Annotated in this window: 14 protein-coding genes; all 14 read left to right on the forward strand. The window is 47.2% G+C overall.

Going from position 1 to position 15,698, the window contains the following annotated elements; translation table 11 throughout:
* The first annotated feature begins 4 nt into the window (after positions 1–4).
* On the forward strand, positions 5–1,564 hold the full coding sequence (gene bshC, locus KNP91_RS04225) for a bacillithiol biosynthesis cysteine-adding enzyme BshC (RefSeq protein ID WP_012370838.1): 1,560 nt from the start codon (positions 5–7) through the stop codon (positions 1,562–1,564).
* A 160-nt stretch (positions 1,565–1,724) separates the two neighbouring features.
* Positions 1,725–2,663 carry a 16S rRNA (cytosine(1402)-N(4))-methyltransferase RsmH gene (gene rsmH, locus KNP91_RS04230; RefSeq protein WP_012370837.1) on the forward strand — a complete coding sequence of 313 codons (939 nt, stop codon included), beginning with the start codon at positions 1,725–1,727 and terminating at the stop codon, positions 2,661–2,663.
* Between the two features lie 13 nt (positions 2,664–2,676).
* Positions 2,677–3,063, forward strand: a complete 387-nt coding sequence (gene ftsL, locus KNP91_RS04235) for a cell division protein FtsL (protein ID WP_012370836.1) — start codon at positions 2,677–2,679, stop codon at positions 3,061–3,063.
* Positions 3,060–5,198, forward strand: coding sequence for a penicillin-binding protein (locus KNP91_RS04240; protein WP_214763674.1), 2,139 nt, complete (start codon positions 3,060–3,062; stop codon positions 5,196–5,198). The genes ftsL and KNP91_RS04240 overlap by 4 nt, the downstream gene beginning before the upstream one ends.
* A gap of 104 nt (positions 5,199–5,302) precedes the next feature.
* Positions 5,303–6,622, forward strand: coding sequence for a UDP-N-acetylmuramoyl-tripeptide--D-alanyl-D-alanine ligase (locus tag KNP91_RS04245; RefSeq protein WP_214848814.1), 1,320 nt, complete (start codon positions 5,303–5,305; stop codon positions 6,620–6,622).
* Positions 6,623–6,644: 22 nt separating this feature from the next.
* A complete protein-coding gene (gene mraY / locus KNP91_RS04250; RefSeq protein WP_012370833.1) occupies positions 6,645–7,607 on the forward strand; it encodes a phospho-N-acetylmuramoyl-pentapeptide-transferase in 963 nt (320 codons plus the stop codon).
* Between the two features lie 33 nt (positions 7,608–7,640).
* Positions 7,641–8,990 (forward strand): UDP-N-acetylmuramoyl-L-alanine--D-glutamate ligase, encoded by a 1,350-nt coding sequence (gene murD / locus KNP91_RS04255; RefSeq protein ID WP_214848816.1) that lies wholly within the window; start codon positions 7,641–7,643, stop codon positions 8,988–8,990.
* A complete protein-coding gene (gene murG / locus KNP91_RS04260) occupies positions 8,987–10,081 on the forward strand; it encodes an undecaprenyldiphospho-muramoylpentapeptide beta-N-acetylglucosaminyltransferase (RefSeq protein ID WP_214848819.1) in 1,095 nt (364 codons plus the stop codon). The genes murD and murG overlap by 4 nt, the downstream gene beginning before the upstream one ends.
* Positions 10,082–10,142: 61 nt before the next feature.
* Positions 10,143–10,922 (forward strand): cell division protein FtsQ/DivIB, encoded by a 780-nt coding sequence (locus KNP91_RS04265; protein ID WP_012370830.1) that lies wholly within the window; start codon positions 10,143–10,145, stop codon positions 10,920–10,922.
* A gap of 229 nt (positions 10,923–11,151) precedes the next feature.
* On the forward strand, positions 11,152–12,456 hold the full coding sequence (gene ftsA / locus KNP91_RS04270; RefSeq protein ID WP_214848821.1) for a cell division protein FtsA: 1,305 nt from the start codon (positions 11,152–11,154) through the stop codon (positions 12,454–12,456).
* 38 nt (positions 12,457–12,494) lie between these two features.
* Positions 12,495–13,655 (forward strand): cell division protein FtsZ, encoded by a 1,161-nt coding sequence (ftsZ, locus tag KNP91_RS04275; protein WP_012370828.1) that lies wholly within the window; start codon positions 12,495–12,497, stop codon positions 13,653–13,655.
* 82 nt (positions 13,656–13,737) lie between these two features.
* Positions 13,738–14,514: a peptidoglycan editing factor PgeF gene (gene pgeF, locus KNP91_RS04280; protein ID WP_012370827.1), complete on the forward strand. Its 777-nt coding sequence runs from the start codon at positions 13,738–13,740 to the stop codon at positions 14,512–14,514.
* Positions 14,501–15,172 carry a YggS family pyridoxal phosphate-dependent enzyme gene (locus tag KNP91_RS04285; protein ID WP_214848823.1) on the forward strand — a complete coding sequence of 224 codons (672 nt, stop codon included), beginning with the start codon at positions 14,501–14,503 and terminating at the stop codon, positions 15,170–15,172. The genes pgeF and KNP91_RS04285 overlap by 14 nt, the downstream gene beginning before the upstream one ends.
* 201 nt (positions 15,173–15,373) lie before the next feature.
* Positions 15,374–15,697, forward strand: coding sequence for a cell division protein SepF (locus KNP91_RS04290; protein ID WP_233550664.1), 324 nt, complete (start codon positions 15,374–15,376; stop codon positions 15,695–15,697).
* Position 15,698 lies beyond the last annotated feature (1 nt).

A 15,698-nucleotide genomic window follows, 5' to 3' on the forward strand; every position in this document is an offset into this window, starting at 1 on the left:
TTGTTTGAAGGTACAATCATTTGACGCCTTGTATGATGAAGATTCATTGATGCAGAAAGCTTCCCGTCAAGAATTTTCGAAATACGTTGATCATATTGGAACAGAAGGAATGCAGGCAAGAAGCGGCCTGTTGCAAGAAAGGCAGTATCCGCATCTGAATGCGCTTGTCGATGAATTGATGCGGCAAAACCCCCGGCTGAACGACAGCCTGAAGGAACGCCTCGAACTGTTGCGGACAGGTGAGGCGCAAGTCGTGATCACCGGTCAGCAAACGGGAATCTTCGGCGGGCCGATGTATGCCGTTTATAAATTGCTGACCTGTCTAAAGGTTGCCCGCCAAACGGAAGAACTGCTGAATCGTCCGGTTCTCCCGATTTTTTGGCTCGCAACCGAAGACCATGATTTTGATGAAATCAATCATCTGATTGTACCGACACATGATTTCCGGACACGCAAACTGGCAATCCAGGCACCGGATTCGATTTCGCGTTCTGTCAGTCGGCTGGCATTTGACCAGACGGCCGTCAAGGATATCGTTCGTCAGGCACTATGTACCGAACGGGAAACACCGTATACAAAAGAGTTACTGGCACTGTCGGACCGGTTAATCGAATCGAGTACGACATACGGAGAGTTTTTTGCTTCGTTCATGGGAGAACTTGTCGATCACGATATCATCTTCTTTGATGCAGATACGGAAGCAGTCCGCCAGCTTGAAATTCCGTTCTTCGAACGATTGATTCAGGACAATGCTGAAATCCGGCAAGCGTTATCGAAAGGCATCCAAGAAACAACCGAGTTGCCGGATACCTTTTTAAACGAAGAAGCGGCCCATCTGTTTGTGGAGGATATCGGACGTGATTTATTGTATCCGGGACAAGATTTTGTGACGAAACAAGGGAAGACCTATACGGAGCTTGAGCTGTTGGCATTACTGTATGCGAGTCCGGAACGTTTTTCAAACAGTGTCGTCACACGACCGTTGATGCAGGATTACTTATTCCCGACACTTGCTTACATCGGAGGACCGGGAGAAATTGCATACTGGACAAGATTACGGCCGTTGTTCCATCACTTCGATTGGACGATGCCGGTGCTGATTCCACGGATGGGAGCCGTCATGTTACAGGCGCGGGACGAGAAAGGACTTCGGCGTCATGGTCTGAGTCTCGAACAGGTGCTTCATACAGGCGTGCCGCTCACACCATTTGACGCGGCGGCAATAAAACGGCATTTGCATGACGCAACCCTCTTAGGAACAGTCCTGGTCGAGGAAGTCACGCGGATCGAACAACAGGAGTTGCGTACGACGGCTGTCGCAACGAAACTGAACAAACAGCTTCAACTTGCCGTAGAGACGATCGTCGATCAAAAGCGACGTCTCCATGAACAGGCGAATCGTTCGGACCGCGCCCTGCAGTATCAGTTGGCACCCGATCATGCACCGCAGGAACGGATTCATTCGATATTGCCTTGGCTGAACCGATACGGTTTGAATTTAGTTCAGACCTTACGGATGCACTATGAACAAACCGAGGCGGAACAATTGAAAATTATGCTCTAAACCTGCGAAATAAGCAGGTTTTTTTGTTTTTTTAACGAAAGATACACAAAAGTTCAAAAAATCAAGGAAACTGTCTCATTTTCGTAACGTTTTCAAGAAAGAATATGATACATTGAAAAAGAGTAACGTCCAGTTTGGACAGTGAAAGGTGAGGCAGCACATGTTTGAGCATGAAACAGTATTAAAATGGGAGTCCATTAAAGGGCTGAATATCAAACCTGACGGGATTTATGTCGATTGTACGTTGGGTGGAGCAGGACACAGTGAAGAAATCGTCAAGCAGTTGACGACAGGACATCTGTACGCGTTTGATCAGGACGATGTCGCACTGGCACATGCAGCAGAACGTCTCGCGGCGTATGAAGGTCGCTTTACTTTAATAAAAAGTAATTTCGTACATTTAAAAGAGGAATTAGAAGCACGATCCGTAACAAAAGTGGACGGGATTCTATTTGATCTCGGCGTATCTTCTCCACAATTAGACGAAGGCGAACGTGGATTCAGCTACAACTTTGACGCCCGACTGGATATGCGAATGGACCAAACGTCACCGCTGTCTGCTTATGAAGTCGTCAACGAGTGGCCGTATAACGATCTTGTTCGGATTTTGTTTACATATGGGGAAGAAAAGTTCTCCAAACAGATTGCCCGCAAGATTGAGAAGGCACGTGAGATTGCACCGATTGAAACGACATTTGAACTGGTCGAGTTAATCAAAGATGCGATTCCGGCACCAGCCCGCCGGAAAGGAGGGCATCCGGCCAAGCGGACGTTCCAAGCGATCCGGATTGCCGTCAATGACGAACTGAATGTTTTTGACCGAGCCGTGTATCAGGCGATTGACTTACTCGCTGTCGGTGGGCGCTTATGTGTCATCACCTTCCATTCGCTCGAAGACCGGATGTGTAAGCAAGCATTCAAAGAAAAGTCATCTTTACCTGAGCTTCCGCAAGGATTGCCGATGATTCCAAAAGAATTTGAACCAGAACTGCGTCTGGTGACAAGAAAACCGATTACAGCAGGGGACGATGAACTCGATGACAATCGCCGGTCACGCTCCGCCAAGTTACGAATTGTTGAAAAAATGAAGGAAAGTTGAGAGGAGCATTCAAATGGCAGAACCACTTCGTAAACCGATGCAATCCATGGAACCTGTTCGGCAGCAACCTATCCAAGAACCACGTAAGACGGAAGATATCGCACGTCGTGTTGCGGTTCGTCCAAAATATCGTTTGTATCCATTTGAAAAGTTTTTGTACAGTGCGATGATTGGCGGAATTGTCCTCTTTGGCAGTGTGACGATTGGTGCTCATAACGAAGCTTACAATGTCAGTCGCGATCTCGCGAAAGAAAACCAAGTGACGCAAGAGATGAAAAAAGAGAATGAACGTCTTCAACTTGAAGTGACCAACTTAAGCTCTCCAGAACGCATTTACAAGATTGCGAAAGAACAAGGTCTTGATATGCGAAAAGGGAACATTAAGGTGATTCCTAAATGAATCCACTATCTAAATCCCGACGGAGAGTAGCCTTTGTCATGTTGATATTTGCTGCTCTCTTTTTGGTGTTCATTTCACGCTTTTTATACTTATCGACGACAAAAAAATTCCACGGAGAAGACATGTTGGTCTACGCGGAAAAAAAACGTTGGGAGTCGCAATCGACATTATCGGCAGAACGTGGAGAAATCTTTGACCGGCTCGGTTCACCGATTGCGATCAACATCCCGTCCTATCACTTAGTGGCAATCTACCGGTTGGGCGGAGTGAAGGATCCGGACGAGACAGTGGTCGATTTCAAGAAAACAGCGACCGGACTGGCGCCGATTTTAGGCATGTCGGTGAAAGAGCTGGAAACGTATCTGATTGAAAATAAAGATCGGTCTCAAATCGAATTCGGTAAAAAAGGGAATGACTTGACGGTTGATCAGAAAGAACAGATCGATCGGTTGAAGTTGCCCGGAATTCGATTAATCGAGGAACCGAAACGCTATTATCCGAACGGGATTTTCCTGTCGGATACGCTAGGATTCGTCCAAAAAATTACAGAAGATAACGGGCGGGTTGTCTTAAAAGGACAGATGGGCATCGAAAAACAATACGATGAGGCCTTACGTGAATCGTTTGGCTCCCGTGTCTTTGAAAAAGATCGCAGTGGCGGAGAGTTGGTTCAAGGTACGTCAAAAATCTCAAATGAGCCGAAAGACGGATCCAATCTGTATCTGACGATTGATCACCGGATTCAGCAGGCGCTTGAGAAGCAGATGCAGAAGATGTACAACGAATACAAACCGAAAAATGCGACCGGAATCGTCATGGACGCCAAAACAGGTGAAATTTTGGCAATGACGGATCGTCCGTCATTTAACCCGAATTTACGTGATATGACGGATTTTACGAACTTTGCCGTCTCGTCTCGATTTGAACCCGGATCGACGATGAAGATTTTCACGTTGGCTGCTGCCATCGATGCAGGGGTCTTCCGTCCGAACGAACCTTATAAATCAGGAAGTTACAATTACAAGGGGACCGTCATTAAAGACTACAATGATGTCGGCTGGGGAACGATTCCGATGATTGAAGGGGTTTATCACTCCTCAAATGTCATGTTCTCGATTCTGACGGCTGAAAAGCTTGGAATCGAGCGCTATAAAGACTATTTCAAGAAGTTTCATTTCGATCAAAAAACGGGTATAGATATCTCGGGTGAAGTAAACAGTCAATCTGATCTGTCAAAACCGCTGAATACGCTGATTACATCGTGGGGACAATCGACGGCGGTAACGCCGATGCAAATTCTCCAAGGGGCGACAGCGATTGCCGGAGACGGTGAAATGGTCAAACCGCATATTATCCAAAAAGCGGACCATACGGACAAAGCGCCGTATAAAGCCAAGACAGAAGTAGTCGGAAAACCGATTTCCGCGGAAGCGGCAAAAGCGACCCGGGAAGCACTGGACGGTGTCGTCAACAGTAAAATCGGAACCGGACAGATGTACAAGCTGAAAGATTACCGTGTCATCGGGAAAACAGGGACGGCCCAGATTTCCGAGAACGGGAAATACATCCAAGGGCAGTTCATCCACTCCTTTATCGGAATGGCGCCAAAGGATGATCCGGAATTGATCATGTATATCGCGGTCGATCGGCCGTCGAAAAATGAATCGTCGGTTTCCGGTCCAAGCATCATGAGTCCTGTCTTCAAAAGTGTTATGAATACAGCATTACAGTATCGAAGCATTAAACCGGCGACTCAAAAAGAGTCGGTGGATGTCAAAGCGAAAATCATTCCGAGCTACATCGGGAAAAGTATGAATCAGGCGGAAGAGATGGCGAAAGAGCAAGGTGCCGTACCGGTCGTGTTAGGTGACGGGGTCGAAGTCGTCTCCCAAATTCCGACCCGCGGACAGGAATTCGTCAGCGGGGAACGTGTCCTCTTCAAAACAGGACGGACGTTTAAGATGCCTGATATCACCGGGTGGTCACAACGGGATGTCAAAAAGCTTGTCAGTCTCTATAATTTAAAGTTAGACGTGATTGGTAAAGGTTTTGTAACCAAACAATCGGCGCGAACTGGTACACTAGTGAAAGAAAATGGAAAGCTGACGGTGGAACTCGCTGAACCAAAAGAGTAAGAAACAGCGGTCTCCTGATTTCTGCAGTGAAACGAGGACGGACCGGAGTCATTCGTTGACTTCTGTTCGTCCTCGTTTTCTGTAATCGAGTGGAGGAAATAGTGATGGTGACAATTGCACAGATTGCCCAGTGGCTGGGCCTAGAAGAAACCGATACACGGGCTTTAAGAAATTTTGCGACAGATTCAAGAAGTATGCTGACAGAAGGATTGTATATCCCGATCCAGGGAGCACGCGTCGACGGACATACGTTCATCGAGGGAGCAGCTGCTCAAGGGGCCATCGCCACGTTGTGGAAAAAAGGTATTCCGCTTCCGGAGATGGACATCACGGTGCTTGAAGTCGAAGATCCGTTACAAGCGTTACAAATCATCGCCAAACGGTACTTACAACAAGTGGGCCCGAAAGTTATCGCGATTACAGGATCAAACGGCAAGACCTCAACAAAAGATATGATTGAGAGTGTTTTGAAACAGTCGTTCCGGACACATAAAACGGCAGGGAACTTCAATTCAGATATCGGAATGCCATTGACGATTTTGATGATGCCGATCGAGACGGAAGTCGCTGTTCTTGAAATGGGAATGAACGGGTTTGGAGATATCGAGCTGTTATCGAATCTTGCCGAACCGGATATTGCACTCGTGACGAACATTGGGGAGTCCCATGCCGAGCAAGTCGGCGGACGAACTGGAATCGCCCAGGCCAAACTGGAGATTCGCTCAGGATTAAAACCGAACGGTCATCTCTTCGTAGATGGCGACGAGCCGTTGTTAGGAGAAGTGCCGGCTGAACGGATCGGATATCATGCGACCAATACGTACGTCATCGAACAGGCGGAAGCGACGTTCATCGGAACGACGTTTAAATTTGACGGGACGACGTTCAGCATACCGGTCCTCGGTAAACATCAAGTCCGGAATGCAGCATACGCGATTGCGACAGCAAAAGCACTGGGACTTACCGATGACGTCATCCAGGCAGGATTGAATGACGTACAATTGACACCGATGCGGATGGAACGTTTAATGTACGGGCAAACGGCAATCATCAACGATGCCTATAATGCCAGTCCGACATCGATGAATGCGGCGATTGAAACGATTGCAACGCTCGACGGATTTACGAATAAGGTCGTTGTCCTCGGGGATATGTATGAACTGGGTCAACAGGAACGTCTGTTGCATGCCTCTGTCGGGAAGAAGATTGCACTTCCTGTATCCCATGCTATCCTTGTAGGGGGGAAAGGGCGTTATATTGCGGATGGAATTGCAGATCCGACCGTCCAAGTCCAATTTGCGGACACGGTCGAAGAGGCAGCGCGTCTGCTCCAACCTTTGCTCGGCCAGCAAACCGTTATTTTGCTGAAAGCGTCGCGTGGACTGGCACTGGAACAAATTTTTACATTTCTAAATGAAACTTAATCCTTAAAAGTAGGTGTTTGCAATGATCACATTATTCATCAGTTTAATTATTGCGTTTTTGGTTGTCGTCCTCGTGATGCCAAAAGCGATTCCTTTTTTACACAGTCTTAAATTCGGTCAAGAGATTCGCGAAGAAGGTCCGGATTGGCACCAAGTGAAATCCGGGACGCCGACAATGGGTGGAATCGTCATATTGCTGGCGATGATCGGCAGCCTGCTTGTGCTCTTAGTGATGGGAGATCTGGACCGGAGCCATCTGTCGTTATTGTTCTTGACGCTTGCTTACGGAGCGATCGGTTTTATCGATGACTATATCAAAGTCGTTAAAAAACGTAATCTTGGTTTAAACTCAAAACAAAAATTAATCGGACAAATTGTCGTCGGTCTTTTGTTTGTCTGGTTGAGCGGCGGATTTTCGAGTCAAGCTACGTACCTGGCGATTCCTTTTACGACATGGTCGATTGACTTCGGTATTCTGTATCCGCTCGTCGCGTTATTCTGGCTCGTCGGATTCTCGAATGCGGTCAATCTGACGGACGGACTGGACGGACTCGTATCCTTTACGGCGATTCCGACATTCCTGTTCTTTGGTCTTTACGGTTGGTTTATCGCGGATGAGCCGGGGGTTGCCTTGTTTGCCTTTTCAGCTGTCGGTGCGTTGATCGGATTCCTTGTGTTTAATGTCTATCCAGCTAAAATCTTCATGGGCGATACGGGATCACTGGCTTTAGGAGCGGCGCTTGCCGGTTTATCGATCTTATTGAAACTGGAATTACTGTTAGTACTGATCGGCATTGTATTCGTTGTCGAGACATTATCGGTCATCCTGCAGGTTATTTCCTTCAAGACGACAGGGAAACGGATCTTTAAAATGAGTCCGATTCACCACCATTTCGAAATGGTCGGGTGGAGTGAGTGGCGTATCGTCGGAACATTTGCTTCGATTAGCTTAATCGTGGCGTTAATTGCCTATCTGTTCGTGTAATTGAAATTCGTGGTCAAGAAAGTGAGCGATTTAATGATGAAGAGTTCTGAGCTGGAGAAGAAAAAAGTATTGGTCCTTGGGACTGCGAAAAGCGGAATTGCGGCAGCGACCTATCTTGTGAAGGCAGGCGCTGTCGTGACGGTGAACGATGGTGGGACGCCTTCGGAAAATGACGTCCAAACGCTTGAATCCTTGAAGGTCGAAACCCTCTTCGGAAGTCATCCGTTATCCTTGTTGGATGGAACAGACTTAATCGTAAAAAACCCGGGGATCCCTTATCAGATTCCATTGTTACAGAAAGCACTGGAGCTTGGCATCCCGGTTTGGACGGAAGTGGAATTGGCTTATCGTTCAACAAAAGCGGACTGGGTGGCGATTACAGGATCAAACGGCAAGACAACGACGACGACGCTCGTTCATGAACTATTAAAACGGGGATCAAAACGTGTTCATCTGGCGGGGAATATCGGTTTCCCGGCAGTTGAGGTTGCCCAGCAGGCAGAAGCAGGCGACGTCATCGTCATTGAGTTGTCCAGTTTTCAATTGATGGGCATCGAATCCTTCTGTCCAGTCAGTGCGGCGTTCCTGAACCTGTCGCCGGCTCATCTTGATTACCATGGGGATGTTACATCTTATGCGGCAGCCAAAGCACGAATCTTTTCAAACATGGATGAAGCCGGACGACTGGTCGTCAATGCGGATGACGAGGAAGTCATGCGCCTAAGCGAAACAGCAGCAGCCGAACGGTTGACGTTCTCACGTCGCCAAGATGCGTATGCACACATCGAAAACGATATGATTTTTGTCGGTCAGACAGAAATTCTTCCGGTTCGTGAACTGTCGCTCGGCGGTGGTCATAACCTCGAAAACGTTCTGGCTGCCTTGACATTGATTGAACCGTTCGGGATTTCCCTGACAGCGATTCAAGACGTCTTGCGGACGTTTGGCGGAGTAGCACACCGGACAGAATACATCGGTGAGTTTGCCGGACGAAAGGTCTACAATGATTCAAAAGCCACGAACAATGTTGCGACGGAAGCAGCACTGTCCGGTTTTCAATCGTCTATCATTTGGATTTGCGGCGGACTCGAACGCGGTGCAGATTTAACACCGTTGAAAAGTGCGATGACCCATGTCAAACATGTCATCGGACTCGGGGAGACCGGTCAACGCTTCGCCGATTTAGCGACCGAGCAACAGATTGCTTCGACGGTGACACGTGAGATGGAAGAAGCCGTTGCCACGGCATTTGATGTCTCGAAACCCGGGGATATTATTTTGCTGTCTCCGGCATCGGCCAGTTGGGACCAATACAAAACGTACGAAGAACGCGGCGAACATTTCATCCGTTCTGTCCAAAAAGTAGGAGGAATGATGAAATGAGAATCGTAGTTTCAGGTGGAGGCACCGGTGGACATATCTATCCGGCGTTGGCGATGATTCGAGAAATTGAACGTCGGACGCCATGCGAAGTGTTGTACATCGGAACAGAGAATGGACTCGAAGCAGATATCGTCCGTCGAGCGGGTATTCCTTTCGAATCGATTGAAATTTCGGGGATCCGCCGTTCCTTATCGTTTGAAAACGTCAAGACCGGTTTCCGCTTTTTAAAAAGTGTTGTCCGCGTCCGGAAGCTTTTGCGCGACTTCCAACCGGATATCGTGGTCGGAACGGGTGGTTTCGTCTGCGGTCCGGTTTTATACACAGCAGCGAAGATGGGATATAAAACACTCGTCCATGAACAAAACAGTTTACCGGGAATCACGAATAAGTTCCTGGCGCGTTATGTTGACCGAGTGGCCTTGTCCTTTAAGGGATCTGGTCATCATTTCGGCAAAAATGAAGGGAAGACGATTTTAATCGGGAATCCCCGTGCTTCGGAAGTTGCGATGCTGCAGATTGATCCAGTCGAAGAAAAACAAAAATACGGTTTTGAACAAGATCGTCCTCTGATTGTCGTTTACGGCGGCAGCCGGGGGGCACCAGCCATCAATAAAGCAGTCGTCGACATGATTCCCAAGCTGACAGAAACTGACTGGTCGTTATTGTTCGTCACGGGACAGGTGCACCACGAAGACATTCAGGCTCAGCTCGGCATATTACCCGACCGGATTCAATTGCGTCCGTTCATTTATGATCTGCCGTTAATTTTAAAAGCGAGTCAACTTGTCATCTCGCGTTCCGGTGCAAGTACGTTAGCTGAATTGACGACGCTCGGTTTGCCGAGTATCTTGATTCCAAGCCCGTACGTGACGGAAAATCATCAAGAAGTGAATGCTTCGTCACTCGTCGAGACAGGAGCCAGTCTGTTGATTCGGGAATCCGAGTTGACGGGAGACCGATTGTTCGACGCTTGTACGAAAGCAATTGCCGATCAAGCGGACATGTCAAAAGCGTCACTTGCGCTTGGTATGCCAAATGCGGCAAGTGATCTGGTCGATGAATTATTACGGTTGATTCAGCGAAAAAACTAAAGCATTGCAGGAATAGACCGATAAGGTACTGAAATTAAACATAATGGAGGGAGAGGCTTACGTGAAGGAACAACAACCGGCCAGACAGCCGAAGATGGATGCGACTGTCCGCAGCTTAGAAGATAAAATTCCATATGTCCGTGAGCAGCGTCGGAAAAAGGCGAACCGGCGTTTAATCTATGTCCTCATCCTGATCGGTCTATTGATTGGTGTCGTCTTCTATCTTCAATCGAGTTTCTCGCGTGTCGCGACATTTGATGTCACTGGCACCGTGAACGTCAAGAAGGAAGACATCATTCAAGCATCACGTATTAAGGTGAAGGAGACACATGCTTTCAATGTGTCGGAAGAAGCCGTGTTGGAACGGATTGAAGATGTTCCGGGTATTCGCGAAGCGACGATGAAAAAAACGTTTTTACACCATTATGAAGTGGATGTCGTCGAAGAAAAAGAAATCGCGTATGCCAAAGACAAACCGGGCGCCCGGATCGTCTTAGCGGACGGAACGATTATTCCCGGAAAGTCGAAGGAAGAATTGTTTGATGCACCGATTCTAACCGGATTTACGGATCAGTCCTTGGAACGTCTGACAAAGGAACTCGTTAAAATCGAGCCGAAAGTCCGGAGCCGGATTTCGGAAATCGTAGCCAATGACCAGACCGACAAAGGCGGATTAAAGTTATTCATGACGGACGGAAATACCGTCTTATTGAGTACATCGGCTTTTTCTAACTCGTTGAATGAATATGTCAAAGTGATTTCTGCATTGCCAAAAGGTAAAACAGGAACGATTACCATTGATGGTGGTATCTATTTCAAACCATATAAAGGTAAAAAATAGTAAATAACACCCTGTATTAGACGGGTTTGACAAACGTTTGTTTTCATTAGTAGTAAAGCGGACACATCGTCATCAAATCGTAATCTATTAGATGGGTAAGTTAGACAATAACTTCTTTTCGTGAGGTTTTTTATAGTGTAGACTTAAACGAGAAGAAGATTGTCTCGATTCCTGTAAATATAAACAGGAACGACAGGATTAGTATTATGAAAGTGGAGGTGTCACTCCCATGGAAACGAAAGGTACGATTGCCGCACTAGATATTGGGACATCGGAAGTGAAACTCATCGTCGGTGAACTTCTAGGTGGAACACTGAATGTCTTAGCGGAAGGGTCTGCACCATCTGCAGGCGTCAAGCGAGGTGTCATCGTCGACATCGATCAAACAGTAAATGCCATTAAACAAGCGGTTGCAGAAGTGGAGCGCACACTCGGTGAACCGATTGGTGAAGTATATGTAGCAATTTCCGGTGAGCACATCCAAGTCAAGGATTGCCAAGGGATGACATCAATCAAAGGGGAAGATAACGAAATCACGGATGATGATGTGAAGGATGTCCTTCATTCTGCCATGGTGATGCGGATTCCAAACGAATTGAGCGTTGTCGATGTTTTACCTAAAACGTTTACTGTCGATCAGCAGACGGAGATCACAGATCCACGTGGCATGATCGGTTATCGTCTAGAAGTGACAGGGAAGCTGATTATCGGAGCGAAGACGATTCTACATAGCATCAAACGTTCCATCGAACGAGCTGGGTTGGAACTTGCGGGGTATGTGCTGGAAAGTTTGGCCGTCTCACGAATTGCAGCTTCGATTGATGAATTGGAACTCGGTGTCGGAATCGTTGATATCGGACATGAAACGACCACTCTTTCAATTTACGAAAAAAATGATTTAGTGTACTCAACGACACTTTCGTATGGCGGAGATCATCTGACACGCGATTTGACGTATAAAATGAATTGTAAATACCAAGATGCAAAACTCGCCAAAGAAGAATATGGTGTCGCACTGGAAGCACTCGGAGACCCGGAAGAGAAAGTTTCCTACGTGACGATTAACGGAGAACACCGTTTCGAACCACAGACGGAGATCGGTTTTGTACTGGAAGCCCGTCTGGAAGAGATTTTTGAAATGATCCAGAAACGAATGACACAAGCCGGATATGCACAAATGAACAGCGGCATCATTCTTTGTGGCGGCAGTTCTTCCTTACCAGGAATTGACCAACTCGGTAAGCGGATCTTTAAACAAAGCGTGAACGTGTATCAACCAGCCAGCTTAGGGATTCGTCATCCGAAGTATGCTGTCGCTGCCGGAATGTTACGCTACGTGCTGTCACGCAGTGCCGTTTCGAAGTCAGGGTTTGACCGGGCGGACGAAAAGGGAATAGCCGCACAAGGACGTGAGCAAGAAGAGTTACTTGCACACCCTTCCCAACCTTCAGTACGCGAAGAGCGACCACAGAAGGAACAGCCTCCAAAAGAGCGGAAGTCATTCAGCAGTTTCTTTGAGAAATTTTTCGGCTAAATAAAAAATTATCAGTAAAAAAATAGGGGGCCCCTTTTATGTTGCATTTTGATGAAATGATGGACCAAGTAGCTAAAATCAAAGTCATCGGAGTAGGTGGCGGTGGTTCAAACGCTGTCAACCGAATGATTGAACATGGTGTCCAAGGCGTAGAATTCATCGCTGTCAATACGGATGCACAAGCTCTAAACATGTCACAGGCGGATGTAAAACTTCAACTGGGAGCAAAACTGACACGTGGTCTTGGTGCCGGAGCAAATCCGGAAATCGGTAAGAAAGCTGCCGAAGAAAGCCGCGAACAGTTGACAGAAATTCTATCTGGTGCCGATATGGTTTTCGTAACAGCAGGAATGGGTGGCGGTACCGGAACAGGTGCAGCACCGGTCATCGCTGAAATTTCTAAAGAAATCGGTGCGTTGACAGTAGGTGTCGTCACAAAACCTTTCATGTTCGAAGGCCGCAAACGGATGCAACATGCTGTTTCAGGCGTGCAGAACTTTAAAGAAAAAGTCGATACACTCATCGTCATTCCGAATGATAAATTGCTTGAAATCGTCGATCGTAACACGCCGATGCTTGAAGCCTTTAAAGAAGCCGATAACGTGCTTCGTCAAGGTGTTCAAGGGATTACGGACTTAATCGCCGTTCCGGGTCTCATTAACTTGGACTTCGCGGATGTTAAAACGATCATGACGGAAAAAGGTTCAGCATTGATGGGTGTCGGTGTTGCAACGGGTGAACACCGTGCGACAGAAGCCGCGAAAAAAGCGATTTCGAGTCCATTGCTTGAAACATCGATCGAAGGTGCAAAAGGCGTCTTGATGAATATCACCGGTAGTGCGAACTTGAGCCTTTACGAAGTAACGGAAGCTGCACAAATCGTTCAAAGCGCTGCGGACGAAGAAGTCAACTTAATCTTCGGATCAGTCATCAATGACAACTTGGAAGACGAAATCATTGTTACGGTCATCGCAACGGAATTCGAAAACGAGCCACTCGATTTTGAAATCCCGTCAGCACAAGAAATGATGAAAAACCTGCTCAAGAAAAAGCAGGCGTCGACACCATCACCAGTAGCTGAAGAACCTAAACCGCAAGTCGAAGAGACACCTATTAGCTCGAACCAAGAATCAGCAAAAGGGTCAGATGTCGAAGAGACGATGGATATTCCTTCTTTCCTTCGCCGGAATAATCGTTAATTCGATATTCCCGAGACACGACTGCTAGATCAAGAGGTGTCGCGTAAGCGACACCTCTTTTTTTAAAAAAGGATGGGATGAGATGTTTGGTCAATGGATAAAATGGGATACCCCGACAGGAACGGTCCGTGCAGCGTTTACGACAAAGTTTTCAGCACCTCACGGTCAAGGCAACTTAGGACTGCATGTAAAAGATGATCCGGAAGGTGTCATTAAAAATCGTGAAGTCATCGTGCGGCAACTGGATTTAGCCCTGGAAAACTCAGTATGGGCTGAACAGGTGCACGGCAATCATGTCGAGCAAGTAACGACCCTCGAGTCCGGTCGTGGAGCCTCAGATTACGAAACGGCAATCAAGGGTACAGATGGACTGGTGACAACGGATTCAAACGTCTTATTGATGATGCTGTTTGCAGACTGTGTGCCGCTCCTTTTCTGTGATCCGCGGACAGGTATCATTGCAAACGTTCACGCCGGCTGGCGCGGAACGGTTGCCAACATCGTCGAAGCCACATTGACAAAGATGGAACAAGCCGGTGCCGAACGTTCTTCGATTCAGATGGTGATCGGACCCTCGATCCGGGAATGTTGTTATGAAGTCGATGGTCCTGTTCTTGAGGCGGTTGACCAACTGAACTTGGAAGAGTCTCCTTATACTAAAAAAGAAGACGGAAAAGCTATGTTATCACTTCAAAAAACCAATGCCATGTTAGCCGAACGCAGTGGTGTCGGTGATGTGCTGGATACAGGAATCTGTACGAACTGCCAGGCGGAAGACTACTTCTCCTATCGTCATGGGGATCATGGTGGACGGTTTGCCAGTTTGATTGTAAAGGAGTCTCTCGATGTCAATTTCTGAAAATGTACAACAAGTCCGACAAAACATGAAACAGGCGTATGAAAAGACCGATCAAAAAAAGCAGGTACAATTGATCGGCGTGACGAAATCAGTTTCAAGTGAAGTGGCGGCGGAGTTGCTGGCGGCAGGTATAACGGCACTGGGTGAGAATCGTCCGGAAGGATTGACCGACAAACAAACGGTCTTAGGACGTGAGGCCTGTGAGTGGCATTTTATCGGAACACTGCAGACCCGTAAAGTCCGGCAAGTCATTGATCGGATTGACGTGTTACATTCCTTGGACCGCTTGCATCTTGCGGAAGAAATCAATAAACGTGCCAAGCAGCCAGTCGATTGTTTTGTGCAAGTCAACGTTTCTGGTGAAGAATCCAAGCAGGGGATTGATCCGGAAGATGTCCACTCATTTTTGCATGAGGTAGGACAATATCCGATGGTCCGTGTAATCGGACTGATGACGATGGCTCCGTTGACAGAAGACGAACAAGTACTCCGTTCGGTTTTTCGTTCACTTCGTGTCTTGCGAGACGAAGTGGCAACCCGTCAACTCCCGCATGCACCGTGCATGGAATTGTCGATGGGGATGTCATCGGACTATCAGATTGCCATTGAAGAAGGCGCGACATATGTCCGAATCGGTACGACGTTAGTCCAGTCATAAATTGCCTAGATATACGAAAGGAGAATTGATATGGGATTCAAAACAAAAATGCAAAATCTATTTCTCGGTAATACAGACGATTTAGATGAACTCGAATATGAAAATGATGCTACAATAAATAAAGGTAGAGGTGCATCACAGCAAGAATATGACGAGTATTATGAGGATTCTACCCCTACTGTTACTCAAAAGGAGGACCCTGTGAGACAATCAAACATCGTACCCATTCATACAAAAAAGGCGAAATCACAAGTCATTCTCAGTGAGCCGCGTGTGTTTAACGAAGCACAGGAAATCGGCGAACATCTTCGTCAAAATCGTGCTGTCATCGTGAACATGCAACGGATGTCTAAAGATCAATCACGCCAAATGATTAATTTCCTGTCAGGTGTCGTGTTTGCTCTTGATGGAACGATTACGACTATCAGTCAAAATACACTCCTCTGTGTACCGAACAACGTCGAGCTGGCCGGAAGTATCTCAAATCTGCTCGGTGAAGATGATATCAACCATAAGGGGTGGTAAG

Origin of the sequence: Exiguobacterium sp. s138, from assembly GCF_018618775.1 — a bacterium.
In the GTDB taxonomy this organism is placed as follows: Bacteria; Bacillota; Bacilli; order Exiguobacteriales; family Exiguobacteriaceae; genus Exiguobacterium_A; species Exiguobacterium_A artemiae.

What these genes read in the sequence shown, in the direction of transcription:
- pgeF (WP_012370827.1), top strand. Translation starts at nt 13,738, where the DNA reads ATGTTTGGTCAATGGATAAAATGGGATACCCCGACAGGAACGGTCCGT.
- murD (WP_214848816.1), top strand. Translation starts at nt 7,641, where the DNA reads ATGATGAAGAGTTCTGAGCTGGAGAAGAAAAAAGTATTGGTCCTTGGG.
- KNP91_RS04245 (WP_214848814.1), top strand. Translation starts at nt 5,303, where the DNA reads ATGGTGACAATTGCACAGATTGCCCAGTGGCTGGGCCTAGAAGAAACC.
- ftsA (WP_214848821.1), top strand. Translation starts at nt 11,152, where the DNA reads ATGGAAACGAAAGGTACGATTGCCGCACTAGATATTGGGACATCGGAA.
- rsmH (WP_012370837.1), top strand. Translation starts at nt 1,725, where the DNA reads ATGTTTGAGCATGAAACAGTATTAAAATGGGAGTCCATTAAAGGGCTG.
- ftsL (WP_012370836.1), top strand. Translation starts at nt 2,677, where the DNA reads ATGGCAGAACCACTTCGTAAACCGATGCAATCCATGGAACCTGTTCGG.
- KNP91_RS04240 (WP_214763674.1), top strand. Translation starts at nt 3,060, where the DNA reads ATGAATCCACTATCTAAATCCCGACGGAGAGTAGCCTTTGTCATGTTG.
- KNP91_RS04285 (WP_214848823.1), top strand. Translation starts at nt 14,501, where the DNA reads ATGTCAATTTCTGAAAATGTACAACAAGTCCGACAAAACATGAAACAG.
- mraY (WP_012370833.1), top strand. Translation starts at nt 6,645, where the DNA reads ATGATCACATTATTCATCAGTTTAATTATTGCGTTTTTGGTTGTCGTC.
- murG (WP_214848819.1), top strand. Translation starts at nt 8,987, where the DNA reads ATGAGAATCGTAGTTTCAGGTGGAGGCACCGGTGGACATATCTATCCG.
- ftsZ (WP_012370828.1), top strand. Translation starts at nt 12,495, where the DNA reads ATGTTGCATTTTGATGAAATGATGGACCAAGTAGCTAAAATCAAAGTC.